The sequence below is a fragment of the Microbispora sp. ATCC PTA-5024 genome (assembly GCF_000511135.2).
GTDB classification, from domain to species: domain Bacteria; phylum Actinomycetota; class Actinomycetes; order Streptosporangiales; family Streptosporangiaceae; genus Microbispora; species Microbispora corallina.
On the sequence record NZ_KI866526.1, the window covers coordinates 634,433 to 660,079 of the forward strand.

Annotated in this window: 19 protein-coding genes and 2 pseudogenes; 8 read left to right on the forward strand and 13 right to left on the reverse strand. The window is 74.0% G+C overall.

The features are described from left to right. A pseudogene (locus MPTA5024_RS42940) lies at window positions 1–534 on the forward strand (hypothetical protein); the annotation flags it as partial. 9 nt (window positions 535–543) lie between these two features. Here the strand turns inward: MPTA5024_RS42940 and MPTA5024_RS33605 are convergent. After that, entirely contained in the window at window positions 544–3,444 is a 2,901-nt protein-coding gene (locus tag MPTA5024_RS33605) for a beta-galactosidase (RefSeq protein WP_036331771.1), read from the reverse strand. Between the two features lie 166 nt (window positions 3,445–3,610). On the opposite strand from MPTA5024_RS33605, the gene MPTA5024_RS33610 reads away from it, so the two are divergent. The 3 genes from MPTA5024_RS33610 to MPTA5024_RS33620 are packed head-to-tail and all read left to right on the forward strand — an operon-like array spanning window position 3,611 to window position 6,946. Further along, entirely contained in the window at window positions 3,611–5,134 is a 1,524-nt protein-coding gene (locus MPTA5024_RS33610; protein ID WP_051458973.1) for a circularly permuted type 2 ATP-grasp protein, read from the forward strand. Window positions 5,135–5,171: 37 nt separating this feature from the next. Further along, window positions 5,172–6,125 (forward strand): alpha-E domain-containing protein, encoded by a 954-nt coding sequence (locus MPTA5024_RS33615; protein WP_036331773.1) that lies wholly within the window; start codon window positions 5,172–5,174, stop codon window positions 6,123–6,125. Further along, window positions 6,110–6,946 (forward strand): transglutaminase family protein, encoded by an 837-nt coding sequence (locus tag MPTA5024_RS33620; protein ID WP_036331774.1) that lies wholly within the window; start codon window positions 6,110–6,112, stop codon window positions 6,944–6,946. The genes MPTA5024_RS33615 and MPTA5024_RS33620 overlap by 16 nt, the downstream gene beginning before the upstream one ends. Window positions 6,947–6,950: 4 nt before the next feature. Here MPTA5024_RS33620 and MPTA5024_RS33625 read toward each other — a convergent pair whose 3' ends face one another. From MPTA5024_RS33625 to MPTA5024_RS33650, 7 genes are all read right to left on the reverse strand, one after another. Continuing rightward, the gene (locus MPTA5024_RS33625; protein WP_051458974.1) at window positions 6,951–7,589 is read right to left on the reverse strand and encodes a TetR/AcrR family transcriptional regulator; all 639 of its coding nucleotides are present in this window, start codon (window positions 7,587–7,589) and stop codon (window positions 6,951–6,953) included. Beyond that, the gene (locus MPTA5024_RS33630; RefSeq protein ID WP_036331775.1) at window positions 7,589–8,785 is read right to left on the reverse strand and encodes a cytochrome P450; all 1,197 of its coding nucleotides are present in this window, start codon (window positions 8,783–8,785) and stop codon (window positions 7,589–7,591) included. The genes MPTA5024_RS33625 and MPTA5024_RS33630 overlap by 1 nt, the downstream gene beginning before the upstream one ends. A gap of 104 nt (window positions 8,786–8,889) precedes the next feature. Next, window positions 8,890–10,680 carry a S9 family peptidase gene (locus MPTA5024_RS33635; protein ID WP_036331776.1) on the reverse strand — a complete coding sequence of 597 codons (1,791 nt, stop codon included), beginning with the start codon at window positions 10,678–10,680 and terminating at the stop codon, window positions 8,890–8,892. After that, window positions 10,680–12,467 (reverse strand): N-acetylglutaminylglutamine amidotransferase, encoded by a 1,788-nt coding sequence (locus MPTA5024_RS33640; protein ID WP_036331777.1) that lies wholly within the window; start codon window positions 12,465–12,467, stop codon window positions 10,680–10,682. The genes MPTA5024_RS33635 and MPTA5024_RS33640 overlap by 1 nt, the downstream gene beginning before the upstream one ends. 3 nt (window positions 12,468–12,470) lie before the next feature. Further along, a complete protein-coding gene (locus MPTA5024_RS33645; RefSeq protein ID WP_051458975.1) occupies window positions 12,471–13,601 on the reverse strand; it encodes a carboxylate-amine ligase in 1,131 nt (376 codons plus the stop codon). A gap of 82 nt (window positions 13,602–13,683) precedes the next feature. Next, entirely contained in the window at window positions 13,684–13,824 is a 141-nt protein-coding gene (locus tag MPTA5024_RS42945) for a hypothetical protein (RefSeq protein WP_198167544.1), read from the reverse strand. A 64-nt stretch (window positions 13,825–13,888) separates the two neighbouring features. Further along, complete coding sequence (locus MPTA5024_RS33650) at window positions 13,889–15,088, reverse strand: FAD-dependent monooxygenase (RefSeq protein ID WP_036331778.1); 1,200 nt, start codon at window positions 15,086–15,088, stop codon at window positions 13,889–13,891. Window positions 15,089–15,262: 174 nt separating this feature from the next. Between MPTA5024_RS33650 and MPTA5024_RS33655 the strand changes: the two genes are divergently transcribed. Further along, window positions 15,263–16,123, forward strand: coding sequence for an aldo/keto reductase (locus MPTA5024_RS33655; protein WP_036331779.1), 861 nt, complete (start codon window positions 15,263–15,265; stop codon window positions 16,121–16,123). Between the two features lie 149 nt (window positions 16,124–16,272). Here the strand turns inward: MPTA5024_RS33655 and MPTA5024_RS33660 are convergent, their stop codons facing one another. The 4 genes from MPTA5024_RS33660 to MPTA5024_RS33675 all read right to left on the reverse strand — a co-directional run bounded on the left by MPTA5024_RS33660 (window position 16,273) and on the right by MPTA5024_RS33675 (window position 20,475). Continuing rightward, a complete protein-coding gene (locus MPTA5024_RS33660) occupies window positions 16,273–17,382 on the reverse strand; it encodes an FUSC family protein (protein ID WP_232326754.1) in 1,110 nt (369 codons plus the stop codon). An 85-nt stretch (window positions 17,383–17,467) separates the two neighbouring features. After that, window positions 17,468–18,787, reverse strand: coding sequence for an FAD-binding oxidoreductase (locus MPTA5024_RS33665; RefSeq protein ID WP_036331780.1), 1,320 nt, complete (start codon window positions 18,785–18,787; stop codon window positions 17,468–17,470). 158 nt (window positions 18,788–18,945) lie between these two features. Beyond that, a complete protein-coding gene (locus MPTA5024_RS33670; protein WP_036331781.1) occupies window positions 18,946–19,668 on the reverse strand; it encodes a VOC family protein in 723 nt (240 codons plus the stop codon). Between the two features lie 39 nt (window positions 19,669–19,707). Then, window positions 19,708–20,475: a thioesterase family protein gene (locus tag MPTA5024_RS33675; protein WP_036331782.1), complete on the reverse strand. Its 768-nt coding sequence runs from the start codon at window positions 20,473–20,475 to the stop codon at window positions 19,708–19,710. A 116-nt stretch (window positions 20,476–20,591) separates the two neighbouring features. Between MPTA5024_RS33675 and MPTA5024_RS33680 the strand changes: the two are divergent. Together MPTA5024_RS33680 and MPTA5024_RS42950 are read left to right on the forward strand one after the other, a co-directional pair. Then, a pseudogene (locus MPTA5024_RS33680) lies at window positions 20,592–21,298 on the forward strand (RraA family protein). Window positions 21,299–21,488: 190 nt separating this feature from the next. Further along, on the forward strand, window positions 21,489–23,144 hold the full coding sequence (locus MPTA5024_RS42950; protein ID WP_051458976.1) for a cellulose binding domain-containing protein: 1,656 nt from the start codon (window positions 21,489–21,491) through the stop codon (window positions 23,142–23,144). 18 nt (window positions 23,145–23,162) lie between these two features. On the opposite strand, the gene MPTA5024_RS33690 is transcribed toward MPTA5024_RS42950, so the two are convergent. Then, complete coding sequence (locus MPTA5024_RS33690; RefSeq protein WP_232326755.1) at window positions 23,163–24,602, reverse strand: MFS transporter; 1,440 nt, start codon at window positions 24,600–24,602, stop codon at window positions 23,163–23,165. Window positions 24,603–24,723: 121 nt separating this feature from the next. Here MPTA5024_RS33690 and MPTA5024_RS33695 point away from each other — a divergent pair, with 121 nt between their 5' ends. Next, a complete protein-coding gene (locus tag MPTA5024_RS33695) occupies window positions 24,724–25,647 on the forward strand; it encodes an SDR family oxidoreductase (RefSeq protein WP_036331784.1) in 924 nt (307 codons plus the stop codon).

Genomic DNA, 25,647 nt, shown 5'->3' on the forward strand with positions numbered 1-25,647 from the left:
GCCGCCGGCACCGCACACGCAGCGGCGGACGGCAGGGCGGCGGACGGCACGGCGACCGCGACCGGCGGCACGCTCACCGCCGCGACGCCGGACTCGCCGCCCCTCACACCGTCGCCGTCACCGGGAGGGGACCTCACGCCGGTCCCGGCCACCTCGGCCCCCGCGCCCCCGAGGACGGAGCCGGCGGGAGGCGGGCCGACGGCGGCCGGGCCCACCGCGCACAGGCCGCCCACGACCGCCCCCGCCCACGCCGTACGGACGACCTCCCGGCCTGGGACTCCCACGCCGTCACCGGCCCGGCGCCTGGTGGAGCTCGGGCCGGGCCACTTCACGGCCTACTGCGTCTCGCTCGGCTGGGAGTGGGTCGAGTACCGGGAGTCGCCGGCGCCCGGGGCCTACTGCGTCAAGCGGAAGGGCGACACCATGTACCTGACGCAGAGCCGCCTGGACGCCGGGTGCCGCTGGCGTTACCACGACCCCCAGGCCTTCCACCGGTTCAAGGGCAAGTCGAACTACTGCTACGCCTACCGCTGACCGTGCGGGTCAGCGTCGCGGGTCGTAGCCCGGCGCTGGGACGTCGGACACCGGAACCCCTCCCCTCACGGTGGAGTAGGCGAACAGGCTCACCGGGCCGGGCCCGGCCCCGGTCTGCTCCTTGGCGGTGACGGCGAGGGCGAGCGTGTTGTCGCCGTGCTCGCGCAGGAGCCCCGCGGGCAAGGGGAACTCCTTCTGCGGGCCGATGTCGCCGCCGTACTGCCCGATGTTCCAGCCGTTGAGGTAGATCACCACCCGGTACGCCCGAGGGACGTCGCCGCCGAAGCGGAGCCCGGCCGGCGTGTCCTGGCCCTTGGGCAGGTCGAGCCGGAAGCCGGTGCGGTACCACGTCACCCCCGGCGCGAGCGGCCGCTCCGCCGGGGAGCCGACCGCGGGCCAGGAGCGGTCGGGGTAGCCGGGCAGGTGCCACCCGGTGCGCTCGCCGTACAGGCCGCCCGTGTTGAGCGGGCCCCGGGCGACGTCCGTCAGGTCCTCGCCGCCCTCGGCGCCCTGGATTTTCCACGAGATCGGGGCGGTGGACCCGTCGACCGAGGCGGCGACGAGCCCACGGGGCTGCTTGAACCGGTTGTCGTCGGCGGTCCAGTCGTCGTTGTGGCCCATGTTCTGCACGAGCACGGCGAGCGTGGCGGTCTGCCCGGGCTTCAGCAGGCCGGAGGGGACGGCGAAGTGCCCCGGGCCGGGCGCCGGGTTGGGGCCGTCGGCGTCGGCCTCCACGCCTCCGGCGGCCGCGCCGAGATAGCGGCCGTTCAGCCACACCAGGTAGTTCCCCCGCTTGCCGGTGATCGCGTTGAGCGACACGCCGGTCTCGGCGCCGGTCGCCGTGAAGCGCCCCCGGTACCACACGTCGCCGTAGTGGAACCCGTAGTCGTCGGCGTACAGGACGGGCGGGGCCGCGGGCTTGAGCGGGCTCTCGGTCGTGGTCTTGTCGGCCGCCTTCCACGCCGAGTCGTCGAAGCCGGGGGCCGCCTCCGGCGACTCGGCGTGGGCACGCCACCCGCCGAGCGCGGGCAGGCGGACATCGCGGGGGCCGGGGACCCGCCCGAGCAGGGATCCGCTCGGGGTGCGGCTCACCGGGACGCCGGCCCCGCCGACGACGAGCCGGGCGGCGCCGGCTGGGCCGAACACCTCGACCTCGCCGGCCTTCGCGGTGTCCGCGGCCAGCCGCACCGTGCCGCCGCTCACCTCGGCGGAGCGGACGAGCGAGGTGCCGCGGACCAGCACCGGCCCGGCGGCGGAGTCGGCGCGCCAGAACTGCGCGGCGGTCGCGTCGGTGCCGAGCAGGAGCAGCAGCGGGCGCCGCCCGCCGCCCGAGACCAGCACCCGGGCCAGGCCGCTGTGCGTGTACTCCAGGCGCAGGTCGCCGCCAGGCGAGTAGGAGGAGCGGGCGTCGCCGTACAGGACGCGGACCTGCGGGCGGGAGGCGTAGCGCAGGATCGTGGCGCCCGGGGAGCCCTCGGTCCCGTACAGGACGGCGACGTCGCGCCCGCCGACGTACGCGTGCGTCAGGATCTCGGAGCTGGACGCGGCCAGGCGCTGGCCGCCGAGGTCGTAGCCCCCGACCAGCACATGGGCGTCGTGGCCCGCCACCTGGACCGGCAGGGAGTAGGTCCCGTCGGGCAGCGTCCAGGTCAGCGTCGCCGTGTCGGTGGCCGTGGCGGCGCGGTCGGCGTGCCGCACCAGCGCGAACTGGGTGTGCGTCTCGGGGTTGGCCCGCGCCGACGCCTGTACCGCGGCGTCGTCCGTGACCGGGGCCGTGGCCGGGTCGGTCATCGTGAGCGGGGCGACGGCCTGCAGGAAGTAGCCCTGCCGCTTGAACTCGTCGTACTTGGGGGTGAGCTGACGCGCCTCCGTGATGGCCGCGCCGTAGTCGTAGGAGCTGTAGACGTCGTTGGGCTGGGCCAGCCAGCCCCAGTTGGTGCCGCCGTACCCCATGTAGTAGTTGAACAGCGTCGCGCCGCTGACGAGGAGGTTCGACTTGTGGAAGAACTTCATGAACGCGGGCCCGGTGAGCTCGCGGCACCTGTCGTAGCCGGCGCCGCCGGAGTCGATCGCGCCGCCCTGGTACTCCGCGGCGAAGACCGGGCTGTCGTCGCGCAGCCGCTCGGTGACGCCCTCGCCCCAGGGGCCCCAGGTCGTCTCCGCGTTGGCGCAGTCGAAGGACTGCGGATAGTCGTCCACGCCGGGGATCTGGACGGCCCCGGGCCCGGTGGCCCAGGTCGAACTCCAGCTTGCCGCGTCGCAGCAGTCGTTCGTCGTGATCGGCACGTCGATGCCGTCCGCGCGGGCCTGGTCCTGGATGTCCTGCATGTACGCGGCGTCGGTGCCGACGGCGTACTCGTTCTCCGCGTTGTAGAGGATCACCGATCCGCCGTGGCCGACCTGGTGCCGCGCGATGATCGGGTCGATGTGGTGGAGCCAGTCGCGGTAGGCCTCGGTGTAGCCGGGCGCGCTCGAGCGGGCCCGGCCGGGGACGTTCTTCAGCCACGCCGGGAAGCCGCCGCCGGTGGTCTCCGCGTTGATGTACGGCCCCGGGCGGGCGATGACGTACAGCCCGGCCCGCTCCGCCGTGCGGAGGAACCGGTCCACGTCCCGGACGCCCGTGAAGTCGTACACGCCGGGCTTGGGGGAGTGGTAGGCCCAGTCGAAGTACACCGAGATCGCGTTGAAGCCCCCGGCCTTGAGCTTCTCCAGGACATCGCGCCACAGATCCGGGCTCGGCAGGCGGAAGTAGTGGACCTCGGCGGACTGGACGAGCACCCGCCGCCCGTCGATCTTCAAGGAGTAGTGGTCGTAGGTGACCTCGGGGGCGGCGTCCGCCCTCGCCCCTCCTCCAAGGGACAGGAGCAGGAGCGACGCCGCGAGCAGGGCGGCCAGCGCCTTGGGCTTCATCTCGGCCTTCCGGTCGTCAGGAGAACGGGGAGCCTCAGTCGATCGCCCGATTAGTTTGACTACCAACCCAACAAACGTCAATCAGTGGGGGAAAGCGGAGACCCGGGCCACGGACTTGATACAAAGCTCCGCATCGCCCGAAACATATGGTTCCTACGCTCCGTACATGGCCGACATATTCGATTCATATGCCCTGGCCGACGCGTGGGACGAGATGTTCGAGAGGCCGGGTGTGCCCCGCCCCGCCTACCAGGGCCTGTTCGCCGCCCTGCAACCCCTCGGGGCCGACGAGCTGCGCTACCGGGCCGACCAGCTCGCCCGGGTGTTCACCGACAGGGGCGTGACCTTCGACTACGCCGGCGAGGAGCGCCCGTTCCCCCTCGACCTCATCCCGCGCGTGCTCGACGCGGCCGAATGGGACCTGATCGCCAGGGCCGTGCGGCAGCGCGTGCGCACACTGGAGGCGTTCCTCGACGACGTGTACGGAACGCGGCAGGTCTTCCACGACGGCGTGGTGCCCTGGCGGCTGCTGCACTCCTCGCCCCACTTCCACCGGGCGGCGGACGGCATCCCGGCGCGGGTGCGCGTGCACATCGCCGGCATCGACATCATCCGGGACGAGAACGGCGACTTCCGGGTGCTGGAGGACAACGTCCGCACCCCGAGCGGGGTGAGCTACGTATTGGAGAACCGGCTGGCGATGAGCCGGACGCTGCCCGCGCTGTTCGCCGAGCAGCGGGTGCGGCCGGTGGACGAGTACCCGGGCCGGCTGCTCGCCGCCCTGCGCAAGGCCGCCCCCGACCACGTGACCGACCCGACCGTGGTCGTCCTCACGCCCGGCGTCTACAACGCCGCGTACTTCGAGCATGCCCTGCTGGCCCGCCTGATGGGTGTGGAACTGGTCGAGGGCCGCGACCTGGTCTGCGAGAACAACCGCGTCTACATGGTCACCACGCACGGCAAGCGGCCCGTCCACGTCATCTACCGGAGAGTGGACGACGAGTACCTCGACCCGCTGCACTTCCGCTGGGACTCCACGCTCGGCTGCCCGGGCCTGCTCAACTCGGCCCGCTCGGGCAACGTGACGATCGCCAACGCGGTCGGCAACGGCGTGGCCGACGACAAGCTCGTCTACACCTACGTCCCCGACCTCATGAAGTACTACCTGGGCGAGGAGCCCCTGATCGCCAACGTGGAGTCGTACCGGCTGGAGGACCCCGACACGCTGGAGTGGGCGCTGGGCAACCTCGGCGCGCTCGTGCTGAAGCCGGTGGACGGCGCCGGCGGCAAGGGCATCGTGATCGGCCCCCGGGCGCCGGAGGAGACGCTGGCCTCGCTGGCCGAGGCGGTGCGGTCCGACCCGCGGGGATGGGTGGCGCAGCGGCCGGTGGCGCTGTCGACCTCGCCCAGCCTCATCGGCGACCGGCCGCGGCCCCGCCACATCGACCTGCGGCCGTTCGCCGTGAACGACGGGGACGACGTGTGGCTGCTGCCCGGCGGGCTCACCCGCGTCGCCCTGCCCGAGGGCGAGCTGGTGGTCAACTCCAGCCAGGGCGGCGGGTCGAAGGACACCTGGGTGCTGCCCGACGGCCCGGCCCGGCCCGGGCCCGCCCCCGCGCTCGCCGGGGCCGCGCCGCCGGCGCACTGGGAGCCGAGCCGCAGCGCGGCCTGGGACGCCGAGCAGCAGTGACGCGAAGCAGCAGGCGGGCAGCGACGGGGAGGCCGCGATGACGAGGGAACTGCTCAGCCGGATCGCCGAGACGTTGTACTGGATCGGCCGGTACGTCGAGCGGGCCGACGACATCGCCCGCCTGCTCGACGTGGCGCTGCGGCGGGCGCTGGCGGGCGAGGAGGACGGCACGGCCGTGTTCGCGATCCTCGGCCACAAGGGCGCCGGGCCGCAGACGGCCGAGACCATGGTCGGGCGCCTGGCGTACGACGCCGCCGACCCGGGCTCGATCTCCGGCTGCGTCCGCGCGGCCAGGGAGAACGCGCGGGGTGTGCGGGAGATCATCTCCAGCGAGACGTGGGAGTGCCTCAACGTCACGTGGAACGAGCTGCCCGCGATGCGCGCCGGGGCCGAGCGGCTGGGCCCGCACCACTATCTGCGGTACGTCCGGGAGCGGTCGGCGATGTTCTTCGGCCTGGCCGACGGGACGATGAGCAGGGACGACGGCTGGCGGTTCATCGTGCTCGGCCGCAGCCTGGAGCGGGCCGACATGACCTCGCGGCTGCTGGCCGTCTACCACGCGTCCGTCTCCGGGCCGCCCTCGCCGGCCTCCCCGACGTGGCGGCTGCTGCTGGAGGCGTGCGGGGCCGACGAGTCGTTCACCCGGACCCACCGGGGCGACCGGAGCAAGGTGCTGGAGTTCCTGCTGCTGGACCGCCTGTTCCCCCGGTCGGTCACGCACGCGCTGGCCACGGCCGAGCAGTGTCTCGCGGAGCTGGCCCCCCACCACGGCCGGGCGGGGATGGCCGACGCCGCGCGCGCCGCGATCGGCCGGGTGCGGATGACGCTGGAGTACGCCGACACCGCCTCGCTGCCGGAGGAGCTGCCCGGGCTGCTGGCCGCGCTCCAGGAGGCGGGCGAGGCCGCCACGCTGGCGATCACCGACCGGTTCTTCCAGCACACCGCCCCCGCCGGCTGGGTGAGAGGAGGCTCCTCGTGGGCTGGCGTGTGAAGATCGTCCATGTCACCCGCTTCGACTACGACGGGTCGGCCGCGGCGTCGTTCAACGAGGTGCGGATGTCCCCGCTCGACGACCGCTTCCAGACCACCCTGGACCGGCGGCTCCTCGTCCGGCCCGCCACGCCCGTCTGGTCGTACACGGACCACTGGGGGACGCTGGTGAGCGTCTTCGACGTGCCGAAGCCGCACGGGTCGCTCACGATCGAGGCGGTCAGCCGGGTGGAGACGTCCCCGCCGCCGCCCCTCGCCCCTCCGCTCGGCTGGGACGAGCTGCGCACGGTCGACGGGCCGGTGGCGGAGATGCGGCGGCACACGCCGTACACGACGATCTCAGAGGAGCTGGCGCGCGGGGCGCGGGAGCGGGCGGCCGGACGCGACCCGCACGAGGCGGCCGAGGCCATCGCGTGGGGCGTCAACGAGGAGGTCGCGTACGTCCCGGGGTCGACCGGGGTGAGCACGAGCGCGCAGGAGGCCTGGGAGCACGGCAAGGGCGTCTGCCAGGACATGGCCCACCTCACGGTGGCGCTGCTGCGGGCGGCCGGCATCCCCGCCCGGTACGTGTCGGGCTACCTCCATCCGCAGCGGGACGCGGCCGTCGGCGAGCCGGTGGTCGGGCAGAGCCACGCGTGGGTCGAGTACTGGACGGGCGAGTGGAACCCCCTCGACCCCACCAACAGGACGAGGGCGGGCGAGGCGTACGTCGTGGTGGGCCGGGGCCGCGACTACGCCGACGTGCCGCCGATCAAGGGCGTGTACCAGGGACCGCCCACCGGCCACCAGGAGGTGAGCGTCGAGGTCACCCGCCTCGCCTGACGGGCTATGCGCGCCCCGGTGCCGGGTCCACGGCGAGCGGCCGGGTGAGGCGGGGCAGCGGCTCGGCGGAGGGACGGGTGCCGGCGAGCAGCAGCGCGAGGTAGCGGCGCCGGTCGTCCCGGCCCGGGTCGCCGCCCCGCGCGGTGGCCAGCGCCATCACGACGATGGCGGCCAGGTCGCGCACGACGAGGTCGCCGCGCACCTGACCGGCGCGTTGCGCGGCCGCCAGCACCTCGCCGAGAGGACCCATGAACCGCTCGGCGATGTCCACGCTCAGCGCGCCCGACTCCTTGGCGGCCGCGAGCAGCACGCGGTGCGCGGCCAGCGTGTCGACGGCGGCCGTCAGCGCCCGGACCAGGCCGCGGAACGGGTCGCGCTCCTCCGGCGCGGCGAGGGCGAGCGGCTCGACCTCCTCGGCGAAGTACGTCTGGAAGGCCGTGCGGACGAGGCCGTCCCGGTCGCCGAACCGGCGGTAGACCGTGGCAATTCCCACCCCGGCGCGCCGCGCGATCTCCTCCAGCGGGACGGCGATCCCGGCGTCCTCGAACGCCTCGATCGCCGCCCGCACGATGCGGTCGGAGTTGCGCCGCGCGTCCGCGCGGCCGCACGGCGCCTCCGTCCGCGGCCCGCCGGCGGGGCGCACTACCACTCCACGGGCAGGGCGGCCAGGCCGTAGACGATGGTGAAGGAGCGGAAGTCGGGATCGGCGCCGGTGGTCCTGAGCGTGGGGAAGCGCCGCAGCAGCGCGGGGAACGCGATCCGCATCTCCATCCGGGCGAGCGGCGCGCCCAGGCAGTGGTGCACGCCGTGCCCGAAGGCGACGTGGCCGGCCGCGTCCCTGGTCAGGTCGAGGGTCTCCGGGTCGCTCACCAGGCTCGGGTCGCGGTTGGCGGCCGGCAGCGCGCACACCACGACCTCGCCCGGCCCGATCCGCTGCCCGCCGATCGTCACCTCGGTCGTGGTGATCTTCGCGGTGCCGCTGTGCACGATGCTGAGCCAGCGGAGCATCTCCTCCACCGCGCCGTCCACCCGCTCCGGCTCGTCGCGCATGAGCTTGAGCTGGCCGGGGTTGCGCAGCAGGGCGAGCGTGCCGAGGGCGAGCATGTTCGAGGTGGTCTCGTGGCCGGCGAGCAGCAGCAGGGTGCCGATCCCGCTGAGCTCGGCGTCGGTCAGCTCGTCGCCGTGCTCGCGCACCAGCATGCCGAGGAGCGCGTCGTCCGGCTCCGCCCGCTTCCGGGCGACCAGCTCCTCCATGTACGCCCGGGACTCCAGCTGGACCGCCCGGCGCTCGTCGAGCGGCACCGACAGGTCCAGCATCCGCCTCGTGCGGTGCTGGAAGCCGTCCCTGTCCTCGTACGGCACGCCGAGCAGCTCGCAGATGACCAGCGAGGGGATCGGCAGCGCGAACGACGTCACGAGGTCGGCGGGCGGGCCCTGGCGCTCCATCGCGTCGAGGTGGTCGTCGACGATCTCGCGGATACGCGGCTCCAGGCGCCGCATCCGGCGGACGGTGAACTCCCCGGTCAGCATCCGGCGCAGGCGGGTGTGCTCGGGCGGGTCCCAGGAGAGCAGGTTGCCGGCCCGCAGGTAGGCGAGCTCGGCGTCGCTCATCGGCGGCGCGGCGGGGCCTCGGAACGCGAGCGGCCCGGCGATGGGGAACCGCTGGGGGTCGCTCAGCACCTCGCGGACGTCGGCGTACCGCGACACCACCCAGACGTCCACGCCCAGGAACGTCTTGGTCTTCGTGACCCCGCCCTCGTCCCGCAGCCGGGCGAGCTCGGGATCGGGGTCGAACTCCCGCCGCCGCATGTAGATCGGTGGCGCCGTGGTCTCGCTCACGCAACCTCCCGGTTTGACCCGGTGTCGGACGTGCCTGACGAAACGATAGTAACCTATCGGTTCGCCGTGCGGGAGGGGCAAAAGATCAACCGCCCCGGCGGCGGTCAGGTGAGGTGCCTGGCCAGCCAGCCGGCGACCCGGCGCACGAAGACGGCGCGGTTCGCCGGCCGCCGGATCTCGTGGCCCTCGTCATCGAACAGCAGCAGCTCGCAGGGCACGCCGTGCCGGCGGGCCGCCGCCACCGTCTGCTCGGCCTCGTACACGGGGACGTTGGTGTCCCGGGCGCCGTGGACGACGAGCAGCGGGGCGGTCAGCCGGTCGAAGGCGTGCAGGGGGGACAGGGCGCGCAGCAGGTCGCGGTCGGCCTCCGGATGGCCGTACTCGCTGACGGCCGCCGCGGCGATCCACGGCTCCGTACGGGCGTAGAACGTCGCGAAGTCGGCCATCCCGCACACGTCCACGCCGGTCCTGAACAGGCCGGGATGGGTCACCAGCGCGGCCAGCGTGAGGTAGCCGCCGTACGACCAGCCCATGCAGCCGAGGCGGCCCGGGTCGGCGAGGCCCAGCCGGGACAGCAGCGCGGCGCAGTCGGCCACGTCGTCGATCGCACGGAACCGCAGCGCGCGGTCGTCGGCGCTGCGGAAGGCCCGGCCGAAGCCGCTCGACCCCCGGACGTTGGGGGCGAAGACCCCGATCCCAGAGGCCAGGAGGGACTGGTAGAGCGGGTTGAACGTGGGCCGCTCCTGGTCCTCCGGCCCGCCGTGCAGGAAGACGACGTACGGCGCCGGCCCGCGGGCCCCCGGCGGCCGGTGGAGCCAGCCGGTCAGTTCGAGCCCGTCGCGGGCGGGGAAGGCGATCGGCTCTGCGGCCGCCGCGCCGGTCAGCGGCGGGGCGCCCGCCACCGGCTGGTGCCGTCCGGTCTCCAGGTCGCACAGCACCACGTGGGAGGCCTGCGCCGGTCCCTCGGCCGCCAGGACGGCCGACGTGCCGTCGAGCGAGATCCTGATCGACGTCACCACCTCGGCCGGGGGAGGCGGCAGGGGACGGGCCGTCCGGCTCGCCGTGTCGAGGACCTCGAGCTCCGACCGGCCGCCGGCGTTCCACACGAGCACCGCGCGGGCGCCGTCGGCGCCGAGGGCGAACAGGTCCAGCTCGGCGTCCGGCCGCTCCGCCAGGACCTCCGGCTCGCCGTCGCCGCGCACGGCCACGAGGGCGGCGCGGTCGCGCCCGGCGTCGGTCAGCAGGTAGGCCGTCGTCCCGTCCGGGGACAGGACGCCGTAGTCGGTCGAGCCGGGCGCCGCGGGGAGCAGCGGCCGCTCGCCGCCGACCGGGCCCAGGTCGGCGAGGTACATCCGGCGGACCCCGCGGGGGCCGCGGCGCAGCAGCAGCCGGGCGTGGTCGCGGCTCACGGCCTCCGGGTGCATGAGCGGCCCGGCGGCGACCACCTCGCGGCCGCCGGTCGCGGCGTCCACCAGCAGCGCCTCGGTGAGCCCGGCGGCGGACACCTCCGCCACGAGCAGGACGTCGCCGCGGCCGGTCCACCGGACGAACCAGGCGGAGCCGCCGGATGGGGTCGCCAGCGGGCGCAGGTCGCCGCCGTCCGGGCGGACCGTCCAGACCTGCGTGTGCTCGCCGCCGCCCGGCACGACGCGCACGGCGAGCCGGCCGCCCGCCGGCGACCAGCTCACCTCGTCGACCGGCTCCGGCCCCGTGGCGACCGGCCACGCGTCCCGGTCACCCTCCAGCGGCCGGACCCACACCCGCGGCACGCCGTCCCTGTCGCAGACGTACGCCACGGCGCTCCCGTCCGGCGCGAGGGCCGGGGACCGGCAGGTCCAGGCGGTGAGACCGATGTCCTCGGTGGGAGAGAAGGATGCGCCGAGGATCTCCGCCATCAGACTCCTTGCGCCTGCAGCCACAGCTCCAGGAGGCCGAGCTGCCACAGCACGTCGACGCCCGTCGTGGTCCGGTGGCCGCCGGGGGACTCCAGCACCTCGTCGACGTACGCCTTGTCGAACAGCCCGCGGGACCGGGCGGCCGGCGCGGTGAGGGCGTCGCGGACCAGGTCGAGGAACGGCCCGTCGATGTGGCGGATCGCGGGCACCGGGAAGTAGCCCTTCGGCCGGTCGACGATCTCGGCGGGCAGCAGGGCGCGGCTCGCCTCCTTGAGCACCCCCTTGCCGCCGGAGGCCAGCTTCAGCTCCGGCGGGCAGGCGGCGGCCAGCTCCACCAGTTCGTGGTCGAGGAACGGCGTGCGCGCCTCCAGGCCGTGGGCCATGGTCATGTTGTCCACCCGCTTGACCGGGTCGTCGACCAGCATGACCTCGGTCTCCAGGCGCAGCACCGCGTCGAGCGCGGTGTCGGCCCCCGGCCCGGCGAGGTGGCGGCGCACGAAGTCGCCGCTGGCGTCGTCGCCGATCAGGTACTCCGGCGCGACGATCCCGGCCAGCGCCTCGTGCGGCCGGTCGAAGAACTCCCCGGCGTACGTCGCGAAGGCGTCCTGCCGCGCCACGCCCGCGAGCGGCGGGAACCACGAGTAGCCCGCGAACACCTCGTCGGCGCCCTGGCCGGACTGGACGACCTTCACGTGCCTGGCCACCTCCGCCGACAGCAGGTGGAAGGCCACGCAGTCGTGGCTCACCATCGGCTCGCTCATCGCCCGCACCGCGTCCTCCAGCCCCGACAGCAGCCGGGTGTCCTCGATGAGGATGCGGTGGTGGTCGGTGCCGAAGCGCTCGGCCACCAGGTCGGAGTAGCGGAACTCGTCACCCGGCTCCCCGCCCGCCGGGTGGAACCCGATGCTGAACGTCGACAGGTCCTCCTGGCCCTGCTCGGCCAGCAGCGCCACGATCACGCTGGAGTCGAGCCCGCCGGACAGCAGCACGCCGACCGGCACGTCCGCCACCATCCGGCGGCGCACGGCGGCCCGCAGCCGGTCGAGGACGGCCTCCCGCCACTCGTCCGGGCCCAGCCCGGCGTACTCCGGCAGGGCCGAGCGGGTGAACTCGGGCCGCCAGTAGCGGTGGTCGGCGGTCGTGCCGTCGGGCTCCACCGTGCGGACGGTGGCCGGGGGCAGCCTGCGCACCCCCGAGAGGATCGTGCGCTCGGCCGGCACCAGCGAGTGGAAGGTCATGTAGTGGTGCAGGGCGACCGGGTCGATGTCGGTGCGCACCCCGCCGCCGGCCAGCAGCGCGGGCAGCGTCGAGGCGAACCGCAGCCGGGCGCCGTCGCCCGAGACATACAGGGGCTTGATGCCGAGCCGGTCGCGGCCGAGGGTGAGCCGGCCCGTCGCCTGGTCGACGACGGCGAAGGCGAACATGCCCTTGAAGCGCTCCACGCAGCCGGCGCCCCAGCGGTGGAACGCCTTGACCAGCACCTCGGTGTCGGAGTCGGAGAAGAAGCGGTACCCGTCCGCCCGCAGGTCCTCGCGCAGCTCCCGGTAGTTGTACAGGCAGCCGTTGAAGACCGCGGCCAGGCCGAGCGAGCCGTCCACCATCGGCTGCGCCGCCTTGTCGCTCAGGTCGATGATCTTCAGCCGGCGGTGGCCGAGGGCGACCGGTCCCTGCGACCACAGCCCCGACCCGTCCGGGCCGCGGTCGTGCATCGCGTCGGTCATCCGGCCCACCGCTCCGATGTCCGCGGCGCGCCCGTCGAAGCGCATCTCCCCGCTCAGTCCGCACATGTCCTACCCCCTCGGACGCCGGGTGCCGGTGAGCGGGTCCGCGTCGCGCGTCTCCGCGAGGAGCAGGTCCACGACGTCGGTCAACCGCCCGCCGTGGCCGAACGCCTCGCGCTGTCGGGCGGCCGCGCCGCCGCAGGCCAGCGCCTCGGCGGCGAGGGCGGAGACGAGCTCCCAGTCGCCGTACCGCTCCAGGTACGGCCGCAGGCCGTCCAGCAGGCCGCGCACCACCGCCGCGGCCGGCCGCGGCACGCCGTCGGCCGGGTCGACGAGGTCCCCCTTCAGGCCCGACCGCGCCGCCCGCCACGAGGCGGCCCGCACCATCTCGGGCCGGATCTCCGGTCCCCGTCCGCCCGCCGCGGCCTCGATCTCCCGGGCGACCAGCGCGCGGAACAGCCCGGCGATCAGCACGATGTCGCCGATCCGGGGGCAGGCGTCGCACACCCGCAGCTCCAGGGTCGGGACGTGGGCGGACGGCCGGACGTCGAAGTAGAGCATGCCGGGGTCGCCGATCACCCCCGAGCCGACCAGCTCGTCGACCAGCGCGTCGTACTCGGCGGCGGACGCGAACCGGCCGAACGGGCCCACGGTGGGCCAGCGCTGCCACACGAGCGACCGGTAACTGGCGTAGCCGGTGTCGGACCCCGTCCAGTACGGCGAGCTGCAGCTGAGCGCGAGCAGCGGGGGCAGCCAGGGGGTGAGGCGGTGCGCGACGGCCACCGCCAGGTCCCGGTCCCGCACCTCGGCGTGCACCTGCGTCCCGCAGATCAGCTGCTCCCGGGCGAGCGCCTGGTAGTCGCCCAGCATCTGCTCGTACCGGGGATCCGGGGAGATCTTCATGGTCTCGGGGTCGACCAGCGGCACGGTCCCGGCGGCCACGACGCCGAGGCCCAGGCCGTCCGCGGCCTCGATCACCCCCCGGCGCAGCCCGCGGAGGTCCGCCGCGAGGTCCTCCAGCCGGGCGAACGGCCGGCTGTTGGCCTCCACCACCGAACGCTGGAGCTCCTGGCTGTAGCGGTCGGCGGGTAACTGTTCGAGCAGGACGCCGGCACGGGGGACGAGCTGCCGGGTGCTCAGGTCGACGATGTGGAACTCCTCCTCGACGCCGACCGCCATCGCTTCCCCGAGGTCCGTCATCTGGCCGCTCCATCACGTGCGCCGCTAGTGGGATTTTTGGCCCTCTGCCCCAAAAGTCGGCTTTCGCACCTCAGGTCGCCGGTCAGCCTTCCGGACGGCCCTCCTCGGCGCGGTAGACGCGGGTCCAGGTGGCGCCGCACCCGCAGCGGTACCGCTCGACGAGGTCGCCGTCCTCGGTGACGGCCAGGCCGTCGGCGAGGCGGACGTGGACGTGCGTGCTCATGGGGGTCGTCCTCCGGGGGTCGAGCGGGGTGGACGCGTTCACCCTACGTGCGTCCGTCCGCAGGTCAGGGCACGGCCACGGGGGAGTCCCAGTCGACCCGGTGGCGCTGCTCGGCGCCGAGCGTCCGCTCCGGCGTGAGAAGCGTCCGCGTCGCCAGCGGCATCAGCAGGCGCATCATCGCGACGGCCGCGGGCCCCATCGTCTTGCCCGCGTTGGTCCTCGCGGCCCGGGCCGCGACCTTCTCCACCCGGGCCCGGCGCAGCCGCTCGTAGGCCGCGAACGCCGAGGGCGCGTCGGGGAGGTCGCGCAGGCACCGGGCCAGCTCGACCGCGCTCTCCATGGCGAGGGACGCCCCCTGGCCCGAGCTCGGGGACGGCGCGTGCGCCGAGTCGCCGACGAGCACCATGCGGCCGCGGTGCCAACGGGGGACGCTCTGCATGATCTGCAGCGTCCCGAGGGCGGCCAGCCGCTCGGGCGGGGTGTGCCGCAGCAGGTCGCGTGCCGGCACGTCGTCCCCGTAGGCCTCGCGCAGGCGGCGCAGCCACTCCGCCGGCGGCACCCGGCGGGCCTCGGCGATCGTCATGGGCTCGCGGTGCGGCAGGTTGCCGAACCAGGACGTCCGGCCGCCGGGCTCGAGCCAGTAGCCGAGGAACCCGCGCCGTCCGAACGTGAAGTACGCCGTGCCGGGCTCGGCGGGCACGGCGACGTCGGCAGCCCCCGCGAAGTTCAGCAGTGGCACGTGGCGGGGCGCGGGAGCCGCGGGGTCGATCAGCGTGCGCACGGTCGAGGCGACCCCGTCCGCCCCCACGAGCACGTCGGCCCTGGCCGTGCCGCCGTCCGCGAAGCGCGCGGTGACGCCGTCCGCGTCCTCGTCGACGCCGACGAGCCGCCTGCCGTGCTCGATCGGGACGCCGTGCGCCGTGGCGTGGTCGCGGAGCGCGCGGTAGAGGTCCGACCGCCACATCGCGCGGCTGGGCGGCAGGCCCGGCAGTCCGGGGAACTCCCCGATCGGCCTGCCCCGGCCGTCGGCCATGACCGTGCGGTCCATCGGCTGCCCGGCCGCCCACACGGGCTCGTCGGCTCCGATGGCCGCGAGCGCGGCGAGCCCGTTCGGGGCGATCGTGAGCTGGCCGCCCACGCCGTCCGCCGTCCCCGTGTACGCCTCGTGGACGGTCGCCTCGATGCCGGCCCGGCGCAGGGCGAGCGCCGTGACGGGGCCGGCGATCCCGCCGCCGATGACCAGAGCCGTTCGGACAGCAGCCATGTTCTTGTCCCCTTCGTCGTGGTTGCTCCTGACTATCCATTCCTGAATAGTTGATGTCAACTATAGGAGCTATCACGAACCGTGCTGGCGCCGATCATCAGGCGGTGTTGGACGGGCTGAAGGGGTGGCTCCGAGGATGGAAACCGAACTATGTCCTGTAAGTGGGAGGAACTCATGCGGACGCGGCGTATCGGCGACGTGCAGGTCGGGGCGATCGGCCTCGGGGGAATGCCGATGTCCATCGAGGGGCGGCCCGACGAGCAGCGGTCCATCGCGACGATCCACGCGGCCCTGGACGAAGGGGTCACGCTGATCGACACGGCGGACGCCTACCACCTTCACGCCGACGAGGTCGGCCACAACGAAGCGCTCATCGCGCGGGCGCTCGCGAGTTACGGCGGGGACACCTCGGACGTCCTGGTGGCGACCAAGGGCGGCCACCTGCGGCCCGGCGACGGCTCCTGGACGCTCGACGGCTCACCCGAGCACCTGAAGGAGGCGTGCGAGGAGTCGCTCAAGCGGCTGGGCGTGGACGCCATCGGGCTCTACCAGTTCCACCGGCCCGACCCCCGGGTGCCGTACGGCGAGTCGGTCGGGGCGATCCGTGACCTGCTGGACGCCGGCAAGATCCGGTTCGCCGGCATCTCCAACGCGAACCCCGACCAGATCAGGCAGGCGAACGAGATCCTCGGCGGCCGCCTGGTGAGTGTGCAGAACCAGTTCTCGCCGGCCTTCCGCTCCAGCGAGCCGGAGCTGGAGCTGTGCGCGGAGATGGACGTCGCGTTCCTGCCGTGGAGCCCGCTGGGCGGCATCTCCCAGGCGGGCGAGCTGGGCTCCCGGTTCGCGCCGTTCGCGGAGGTGGCCCGCGACCACGGGGTCAGCCCGCAGCAGGTGTGCCTGGCCTGGATGCTGGCCAAGGCGCCCGTCGTGATCCCCATTCCGGGCTCCTCGCGTCCGGAGACCATCCGCGACTCGGTCAAGGCCGTGGACCTGGAGCTCTCGGCCGAGGAACTCGCCCGCCTCGACGCCGCCTGACGGGCGACGGGACACCCTGCCGCGTCGTCACGTCCGTCCCGGCGGCGCCGCTCGCCCCGGCCCGCCGGGACGCGGAGCCGCCGCGCGGGCCGTGAGCAGCGGCGCCGGCAGCGCGCCGGGGCTGCCGAACCAGAGCGGAGCGTACGCGTTCAGGCGTCGGGGGCGCCGGCCGCCGAGACCGGGGGCAGGGCGGCCGTGGCGGCGGCGGTGTCCGTTCCGGTGGCCCTGAGGAAGTCGACGCTCATCGACCGCACCTGGGCGGCCACCACGTGGGTGGACAGCCCCGCGCCGCCGGTCAGGACGGGGCCCACGGCCTCTGCGGCGGCCAGCGCGACCCGCCGGGACTCGCCGGGGGGCCGCGTCCCGGCGAGCTCCTCCTCCAGCAGCCGCACCGCGCCCGTCATGAGGCGCAGCCCCTCGACCACCTCCGGCGGGATCCGCTCGCCGTCCCGGAGGGCCGCCAGGGTGCGGCGGGCCAGCACCCGCGCGTTCCGCAGGGCGTGGTCGAGCGGCGTGCCGGCGGACAGGTAGCGGTCGAGCGACCGGCGGCGGCGCCAGCGCAGCGGTGAGATGGCCGCCACCTCCCGCCCGGTCTCGAGCGCCTGCTGGAACGCCTCGACCGAGCCCTGGCTGCCCCGGACCGACTCCAGGGCGTCGGCGGCGTGGGCGGGGTCGCTGCTCTCGATCGCCTCGGCCGTGGCCTCCAGCGCCCCGGCCAGCGCGTCGAAGATCGCCGCGGCGTGCTGCCGGGCGAGGGCGAGCGGGTCCGGAGGAAGCAGGGCGACCATCGCGATGCCCACGAGCCCTCCCGTGAGCGCGTCGATCATGCGGTCGAAGCCGCCGCTGCCCGTGGGCGGCAGCAGGGTCGCGACGAGGACGGCCGACGAGCCGGCCTGGATCAGGATCAGCGAGCCCGTGTCGAGGATCACCGCCGCCGCCAGGGCCAGGGCGACGACGAGCGCGATCTGCCACGCGCCGGAGCCGATCCGGGAGACGAGCAGGTCACCGACGCCGACGCCGAGGCTGACGCCCGCCACGAGCTCCCCCAGGCGGCGCAGCCGCTGCCCGAGCGACACGCCGATGCAGATCACGACCGCGATGGGGGCGAAGAACGGGCGGGGGTGCCCCAGGGCGTGCCGCGCCACCAGCCAGGCGAGGGCCGCGCCGATCGCGCACTGGGCGATCGTGGGGGCCATGGCGGCCAGCCGCCGCCGTCTCGTGTGGAACTCCTCGCGTCCCCAGCCCTTACGCCACCTCATGACCTCGACGCGAGTGCTCCTTTCTGGCTTTACGTGTCGAGTGTCCATTATCGGGGCCGTGATGACCAGAGACGGAGGTCCCTTCTCAGGCGTCCGGCGATACGTTGAGGTTCTGGTCGAAGACGTTGCCGGGGTCGTAGGCGCGCTTGACGGCGACGAGCCGCTCGTACGTGCCGGGCGGGTAGACGGCGGCGAGGTCGCCGGGGGCGATGTCGCTGAGGAAGTTGACGTACGCGCCGGAGGTGTGCGGCGCGAGCCTGCGCCACAGCGCCTCGAAGTCGCCGAGGATCGGGGCGTGCTCCGCCGGCCCGCCGAGGACGACCGTGGTCAGCATGATCTCGGCGTCGCGGTGGGCGAAGGCCGTCGCGCCGGACGGGACGCGGTTCATGGCGCCGCCGATCATCCGGAACTCGAAGACCGTCATCGGCACGTCGCCGGCGTGGGCCGTCACCGTGTCGATCAGCGCGTCGCCGAGCGACCGGGCGAACCGGTTGCGCACGATCGGCCGCCACCCCGGCGGCAGCTCCGAGATCTCCTCCAGCACCTCGGCGTACGGGACGGTGGCGACGTCCTTGCTCAGCGCCGTGCCGAGGCGGGTGAGCGGCTCGACCGCCGCTGGGTCGTCGCCCGCGTAGCAGGAGGTGATCATGAGGGTGGCCGGGGCGTCGTCGCCGAACGCGGGGAACAGGTGGGCCGTGGAGGTGAGGTCGTCGCCCACGGAACGCACGACGTCGCGCCAGGCCCGGAGCACCTCCGCCGCCTCGCTCGCGGGGTAGGCGACGCGGGCGACCGTGACGTCGCCCTGGCGCCGGGCGGACACCTCGAACGAGGTGACCACCCCGAAGTTGCCGCCGCCTCCGCGGAGGGCCCAGAACAGGTCGGCGTTCTCGTCGGCCGACGCGCGCAGGATCCGCCCGTCGGCCGTGACCACCTCGGCGGCAACCAGGTGGTCGAGCGCGAGGCCGTGCTTGCGGACCAGCCAGCCGATCCCGCCGCCCAGCAGCAGCCCGCCCACCCCCACGGAGGCGGTGTCGCCGGAGGACAGGACGAGCCCGTACGGCGCGAGGGCCCGGGCCACCTCGCCCCACCGGGCGCCGGTGCCGATCCGCACCAGGTCGTCCGGGCCGCCGATCACCTCGACGCCGTCGATGGGGGAGACGTCGACGACCAGGCCGCCGTCGTTGGTGCCGAAACCGGCCGTGCTGTGGCCGCCGCTGCGCACCGACAGCGTCAGCCCCTCCCGCCGGGCGAAGCGGACCGCCGCCGCGACCTCGGCGGCGTCGCGGCAGCGCACGACATAGGCGGGGCTGCCGACTCGGATGAGGGTGCGGCGGAGCCCTTCGTATGCGTCGTCGCCCGGCTGGACGACCTCACCGGTCAGGGCGGGTGCGTGGTCGAGCGTCATGGTTCGCGTCCTTCCAGTCCGTGTGGGGCGCCGCCGTTGGCGGCGTTCACAGAAAGGTCGGAGAGGTGCACGGATTCTCGACAGGCCCCGGGGAAAATCTTCAGGAGGTCGCGGCGGGTGAGGCCACAGGGGCTCTTCGCCCGCGCGCCGGGGCCTCGTCAGGAGGGCCGGGAGCCGGTCACGGGGTCGCGGTGGGTGAGGCAGTAGAGGCCGCCGGCCGGGTCGCGCATGACGATCCAGGACGGCCCGCCGGCCACCCGCTTCGCCCCGTGGGCCTCGTGCCGCAGGCGGGCGGCCTCCGGGTCGGCGCAGGCGACGTCGACGTGGGCCGAGGCGGGCCGGTCGTCCCCGAGCCGCTGGAGCAGGACGCGCGCCGGCATGCCGGGCCCCCTGAGCGCCCTGAACTCGGGATGCGCGCCTGTGAGGACCGGCCATCCGGTCACCGCCGTCCAGAACGCGACCTCGTCGTCGTACGCGGCGGGCGGGATGTCGAGGCAGATCTGGTCGAGCCGGCTCGCCTCCACCGGGGAGGGCCGCCGGGCGGCTCCCGACCACGGCCCGAGGCAGAACGCCTGGCCGCCGGGGGAGCGCAGGACCGCCCACTCCCCGTGGTCGGCGACGACGGCGGCGCCCGCGTCGAGGGCGCCCGCCACGGCCGCGCGGACGTCGTCCACTTCCAGGTCGAGATGGGCCCCGCCCCCCTCGCGGACCCCCTGGAGCTTCACGCACGCGTCGCCCTCCGGCGGCAGCAGCGTCGCGACCTCCCGGTCGTCCCCCCGGCGGGCCGACAGCCGGGTTCCGGTGACCGCCGTCCAGAACGCCGCGCTCTCCGCGAAGCTCTCCCGCGGCCGGTCGACGAACACCCAGATCCAACGCACCATGGACGGCAAGCTACCCGAGCGCCCGCGGCGAGGGCCGGCTCAGCCTGCGGACCGCGGGGCGACGAACAGCGTCTGGGACGCCGCGCCGACCTCCCCGTCCTCGTCGAAAAGCGTGGAGCGGGTCAGCCCCCGGCCGGAGGGCCCGATCGTCGTGCTCGCGTCCAGGCAGAACCACTCGCCGGCGGGCGCCCGGAACAGCGAGATCGTGAGGTCGACGTTGACGAACAGGTGCGTCGCGAAATCGAGCGCGCCGCTCACACCGTTGCCGCTGTCGGCGAAGACCGCCAGCCGCTCCAGCGGCGTGATCTCCTCGCCCTCCACCAGCGGGACGCGGCAGCGCCCCCAGACCAGGGCGGGCCCGGTCTCGTCCGGGCCGCCCTTGACGAAGCGCCAGTCCATCGCCCTGCCGTACCCGAACCCGCGCGACAGCCACGAGCCGTCGCCCTGCCCGGGCGGCGGGACCGGCGCGGGCAGGGGCGAGACGCCGGCGGCCGGCGTCGCGTCCTCCCTGATCCGCCAGGCCGTGGCCCGGACCACCTCCCGACCGCCGGCGGTCACGGTCGCGCCCTCACACCGGACGCGCCGGCCGTCCCTGATGGTCTCCGTACGGACCTCCAGGTCGCCGACCGGGACGGGGGCGAGGATCTCCACGGCGAGCTTCGCCGGCGGCAGGCCGGGGGCGCGTTCGAGCTCGTGCGCGATGAGCGCGGTCACCGGTCCCATGTGCTGCTGCCGGGGATCCCAGGGGCCCTGGGTGTGCTCGGTCGCCCGGTAGCGCCCCGGGCCGAGGGGGACGTACATCGCCATAGAACATCATTCTAGAGGCCCTCCCGCCGCCGGACGGATCCCTTCGTGCGAGCCTCGGTGTCGGCGACGCGCGCGACGTCGCACGCGCGGAGGAGTCGAGCGAGAGGCGGCACGGCATGGATCACGGTGAGCTCCGGAAGCGGTTCGCGGGCCTGACGACGGCGCACGTGGCGGACGGGTGCGTCCGCTGCGGCGTCCCGGTGCGCTGCGCTCCCGCGGGCGTCCGGCCGGTGGTGACGGGCGGCCGGGTGGCGGGCCGGGTGTGCCCGGCGCGGCACGCCGGCAGCGTCGACGTCTTCCTAGAGGCGTTCGAGGGGGCGGCGCCGGGGGACGTGCTCGTGGTCGACAACGGCGGACGGCTCGACGAGGCGTGCGTCGGCGACCTGGTCGTCCTGGAGGCGCGCGCGGCCGGCCTGGAGGGCGTGTGATCTGGGGCCTCCATCGCGACACCGCCGACATCCTGGCGATCGGGCTGCCGGTCTTCAGCCTCGGCGCGCTCCCCACCGGACCGCTCCGCCTGGACCCGCGGGGTCCCGGCGCCCTGGAGTCCGCCGTCGTGGGTGACTGGACCGTGAGCGCCGGGGATCTGGTGCTGGGCGACGACGACGGCGTGCTCTTCGTGCCGGCCGACCGCGCCGGCGAGGTGCTCACGCGGGCGGAGGCGATCCGCGACACCGAGCGCCGCCAGGCCGAGCGGATCCGCGAGGGCGGCACACTGCGCGACCAGGTCGGGTTCGGCGCCTACCTCGAACGGCGGCGACAGGAGCCGTCCCTCACCTTCCGCGACCACCTGCGCGCGGTGGGCGGCGCCATCGAGGAGTGACCCCGTTCCCGCGCGGCTTGACCGGTAAAGCGCGGGTGTAACTTTCACCGGCCGTCCCCGCTCGCGACCGCCTTCACGCAGGTCGGAGCGGGCGCGGGACGCGCCGGCGGCGGGGGTGGTTGCGGGAGGGGGCGCGCGGCGTATTTCGTGCGAACCGCTCCCGTACGCCGCCGCGCGATGAGGAAGTCCCATGAGACGACGCTTCCGGCCGGTCCATCTGCTGGTGTCGCTGGTTCTGGCCCTCGCGGCCGGCACGGTGGCGCTGTCCCACTCGGCCGCGCAGGCGGCGATCTCGGGCTTCGTGCAACGCTGCGGCGTCCACTTCTGCCTGAACGGCAGGACCTACTACTTCGCCGGGGCCAACACCTACGACGTGTTCACCTACGGCGGCAGCTACGGGGACACCGAGACGCAGTACATGGACAAGGCGCGCATCGACGCCCACATGGCCGAGTTGCAGGCCGACAAGGTGAGCGTGCTGCGGCTGTGGATGTTCAGCCACGAGAGCTGGCACGGCTTCGAGCCCGCGAAGGGCGTGTACAACGACCAGCAGTTCGCCCTGTTCGACTACGTCATCGAGTCGGCCAAGGCGCACGACATCCGGCTCATCCCGGTGTTCGAGAACTACTGGGAGGCGTACGGCGGCATCGACACCCGGCTGGCGTGGGAGGGACTGAGCGGCGGGCACCCCGGCCGCGCCGTCTTCTTCGACAAGACGAAGTGCCCGGGCTGCTTCACCCAGTACAAGAACTACGTCAGCTACGCCCTCAACCGGACCAACCACTACAGCGGCGTCAAGTACAAGGACGAGCCGGCCATCTTCGCCTGGGAGCTCATGAACGAGCCGCGCTACCAGGACGTCAGCGCCGACGAGAACAAGAGCGGCGCCACGCTGCGCAAGTGGGTCGACGAGATGGGGGCGTACGTCAAGGGCATCGACCCCAACCACCTGCTCGGCACCGGCATGGAGGGCCACGAGTCCCGGTACGGCTTCGGCGGCGACGAGGGCAACCCGTTCGTCTACATCCACCAGTCGCCGTACGTCGACTTCACCTCGGCCCACCCCTATCCGAACGCCGGCTGGGCCAACCTCACGCTCGACCAGACCAAGGCGCTCATCGGCCGGTGGATCTCCGACTCCCACGACGTCGTCGGCAAGCCGTTCTTCATGGGCGAGTTCAACACCGAGGGGAACGCCGACCGGGTCACCTGGTGGACCCAGCTCTACGCCGACTTCGAGGCGAGGGACGGCGACGGGTCGGCGTTCTGGTGGTACCCCGACAAGAACGCCGGAGGTGACCAGCACAGTGTGAAGAGCGGTGACCCGGCGCTGGCCGTGTTCCGCGCCCACTCCGCCCGGATGGCGGCCAAGAGCGGCGGCACCCCGAGCCCGTCCCCCTCGCCGACCCGCAGCCCGAGCCCGTCGCCGTCTCCCTCGCCGACCCGCAGCCCCAGCCCGTCGCCGTCTCCCTCGCCGACCCGCAGCCCGAGCCCGTCGCCGTCGCCGTCGCCCAGCCCGACGTCCCCGCCGTGCACGGTGACGTACCAGACCAACGACTGGGGGAGCGGGTTCACCGCGGACGTGACGATCGCCAACGGCCTGGGCGGCCCGGTCGACGGCTGGACCCTGGCGTTCGCCTTCGCCGGTAACCAGAAGATCACCAATGCCTGGAACGGCGTCGCCACCCAGTCGGGCTCGCAGGTCACGGTGAGGAACGCGAGCTGGAACGGCGTGATCGGGGCCAACGGCGGCACGGTGAGCGTCGGCTTCCAGGCGAGCTACAGCGGCTCCAATCCGGCCCCTGCGGCGTTCACCCTCAACGGCGCCCCCTGCGTGCGCCGGTGACCCGGCGGGCGGGCGGGGTCAGCCCGCCCGCCTCCGCGTCACGCAGGTGAGCACGGCCAGGGCGGAGATGGCGGTCATGCACCCGAGTGCCCATCGGTAGCCGGTCACGAGCTGCGCGACCCCGGCCGGCGAGACGTGCGAGAGCGTGCCCGCGAAGACGTACTCGTGCAGGGCGGCCGGCAGCGGCACCGTGATGATCGACAGGACCAGGGCCGTGCCGACCACGACGCCGGTGTTCTGGAGCATGAGCCGCATGGCGTTGACGATCCCCAGCCGGTTCGAGGGCAGCCCGTGCAGGATCGCCGTGGTGTTGGACGGGAGGAACAGCCCCGAGCCCACCCCCACCAGCACGAGGGCGGCCGAGATCGGGACGTACGAGGCGTCCGGGGAGACCACGGCGAGGAGGGCGAGCAGGCCTGTCGTGGTCAGCGCGGTGCCGATCATGGCGGCGGTCCGCGCGCTCAGCCGGCGCTGCAGGAAGCCGGACGCCACCGACGCGCCCATGGCGGCGACGGACAGCGGGAGCACCTTCAGCGCCGCCCGCACCGGGTCCTCGCCGTGCACCGCCTGGAAGAACAGCGACACGAGGAACACCACCCCGACCCGGGCGACCGAGTTGAGGAAGGACGCGAGCGTGCCGAGCGCGAACGGCGCGTCGCGGAACATGCGCAGGTCCACGACCGGATGGCGGGCGCGCAGCTCACGTACGGCGAAGAGCGGGAGCGTCACGGCGAAGACGGCGAGGCCCGAGACCACCAGGGGGTGGTCCCAGCCGAGCCTGGTGACCTCCGACAGCGCGAGCAGCAGGCCGCCGAGGCAGGCCAGGATGAGCGCGTTGCCGGGCAGATCGAGACCCCTGTCCCGAACGGCCGGGCGGCCGGGGTGCAGCGCGACCGCTCCCCAGACCAGGCAGGCGACGCCGATCGGCACGTTGTACCAGAACACCCAGCGCCAGCCGAGGTGCTCGCTGAACAGGCCGCCGAGCGTGGGCCCGGCGAGCTGGGCGATGGAGAACGAGGCGGTGTAGACGCCCATGCCCTCGCCGAGCCGCGACCTCGGGAAGGCGTCGGTGACCAGCGCCGCGCTGTTGGTGAGGAGCATCGCGCCCCCGGCGGCCTGGACCACCCGGAGCCCCACGATGAGCCACGCGTCCGGCGCGAACCCGGCCAGCAGGCTGGCCGCGGTGTAGGTGGCCAGCCCGCCCAGGTACATGGCGCGCCGTCCGAACAGGTCGGCGAGCCGCCCGAACACCACCATGAGCACGGTGGTCGTGAGCTGGAAGGCGAGCAGGATCCAGCTCGCCGCGTCGGCGCTCGCGTGCGTCTGCCGTACGACCTGGGGAAGGGCGACGTTGAGCGCGCTGCCGCCGAGCGCGGTGAGCACGCTCGCCATGCTCACCACTGACAGCGTCCGCCAGGCGTGGCGGAGCCGTTCCCGCTCGCCGATCTGTGTCGTCACCGTTCCCGACGTGGTCGTCATCGCCCGGCGAGCTGGATCATGACCGGCCCCTCCCTGGTCAATTTTTAGACTTCAATACTAGAATCATATTCACACCGAGGTCGGGTCAAGGGAGGGGCGCATGGGCGGGATCATGGAAGGCCGCGTGGTGATCGTCACGGGAGCGGCGCGGGGCATCGGGCGCGGGCACGCCCTGGAGTTCGCGCGCCAGGGCGCCAGGGTCGTGGTCAACGACCTCGGCGCCGAGGTCGACGGCACGGGCTCCTCCACCGGGGCGGCCGGAGAGGTCGTCGAGGAGATCAGGGCCATGGGCGGCGAGGCCGTCGTCGACGGGGAGGACGTCTCCGACTTCGAGGGCGCCGGGCGGCTGGTCAGGACCGCGATCGAGCGCTTCGGCGACCTGCACGTCCTGGTCAACAACGCGGGCATCCTGCGCGACCGCATGATCGTGAACATGACGCCGGAGGAGTGGGACGCCGTGATCGGCGTGCACCTGCGCGGCACGTTCGCCCCGCTGCGGCACGCGGCCGCGTACTGGCGGGCCCGGGCGAAGGACGGCGAGCCGGTCGACGCGCGCGTCGTCAACACCACGTCGTCGTCCGGCATCTACGGCAACGCCGGCCAGGCCAACTACGGCGCCGCCAAGGCCGGCATCGCCGCGCTGACGATCATCGCGGCCAAGGAGCTCGCCCGGTACGGCGTGACGGTCAACGCCGTCGCCCCGGCCGCGCTCACCCGGATGACGGAGAACCTCGTCCCGGGCCGCCGGCCCTCCTCTGAGGACGGGTTCGACCCCTCGGCGCCGGACAACATCGCACCGCTGGTCGTGTGGCTGGGCAGCGCGCAGTCCCGGGGCATCACCGGACGGGTGTTCAACGTGCGCGGCGGCATGATCAGCGTGGCCGAGGGCTGGCACGCGGGCCCCGGTGTCGACAAGGGCGCCCGATGGGACCCGGCCGAGCTGGGCGAGGTCGTCCCCGCCCTGGTGGACAAGGCCGCCCCGAACGCCCTCACCAGCGGCCGGATCCCGAACGGGGAGGACTGA

Excerpts from the sequence above, each read along its gene's own strand:
- MPTA5024_RS33605 (WP_036331771.1), bottom strand. The coding sequence starts at position 3,444 with ATGAAGCCCAAGGCGCTGGCCGCCCTGCTCGCGGCGTCGCTCCTGCTC.
- MPTA5024_RS33610 (WP_051458973.1), top strand. The coding sequence starts at position 3,611 with ATGGCCGACATATTCGATTCATATGCCCTGGCCGACGCGTGGGACGAG.
- MPTA5024_RS33615 (WP_036331773.1), top strand. The coding sequence starts at position 5,172 with ATGACGAGGGAACTGCTCAGCCGGATCGCCGAGACGTTGTACTGGATC.
- MPTA5024_RS33635 (WP_036331776.1), bottom strand. The coding sequence starts at position 10,680 with ATGGCGGAGATCCTCGGCGCATCCTTCTCTCCCACCGAGGACATCGGT.
- MPTA5024_RS33640 (WP_036331777.1), bottom strand. The coding sequence starts at position 12,467 with ATGTGCGGACTGAGCGGGGAGATGCGCTTCGACGGGCGCGCCGCGGAC.
- MPTA5024_RS33645 (WP_051458975.1), bottom strand. The coding sequence starts at position 13,601 with ATGACGGACCTCGGGGAAGCGATGGCGGTCGGCGTCGAGGAGGAGTTC.
- MPTA5024_RS42945 (WP_198167544.1), bottom strand. The coding sequence starts at position 13,824 with ATGAGCACGCACGTCCACGTCCGCCTCGCCGACGGCCTGGCCGTCACC.
- MPTA5024_RS33650 (WP_036331778.1), bottom strand. The coding sequence starts at position 15,088 with ATGGCTGCTGTCCGAACGGCTCTGGTCATCGGCGGCGGGATCGCCGGC.
- MPTA5024_RS33655 (WP_036331779.1), top strand. The coding sequence starts at position 15,263 with ATGCGGACGCGGCGTATCGGCGACGTGCAGGTCGGGGCGATCGGCCTC.
- MPTA5024_RS33660 (WP_232326754.1), bottom strand. The coding sequence starts at position 17,382 with ATGAGGTGGCGTAAGGGCTGGGGACGCGAGGAGTTCCACACGAGACGG.
- MPTA5024_RS33665 (WP_036331780.1), bottom strand. The coding sequence starts at position 18,787 with ATGACGCTCGACCACGCACCCGCCCTGACCGGTGAGGTCGTCCAGCCG.
- MPTA5024_RS33670 (WP_036331781.1), bottom strand. The coding sequence starts at position 19,668 with ATGGTGCGTTGGATCTGGGTGTTCGTCGACCGGCCGCGGGAGAGCTTC.
- MPTA5024_RS33675 (WP_036331782.1), bottom strand. The coding sequence starts at position 20,475 with ATGGCGATGTACGTCCCCCTCGGCCCGGGGCGCTACCGGGCGACCGAG.
- MPTA5024_RS42950 (WP_051458976.1), top strand. The coding sequence starts at position 21,489 with ATGAGACGACGCTTCCGGCCGGTCCATCTGCTGGTGTCGCTGGTTCTG.
- MPTA5024_RS33695 (WP_036331784.1), top strand. The coding sequence starts at position 24,724 with ATGGGCGGGATCATGGAAGGCCGCGTGGTGATCGTCACGGGAGCGGCG.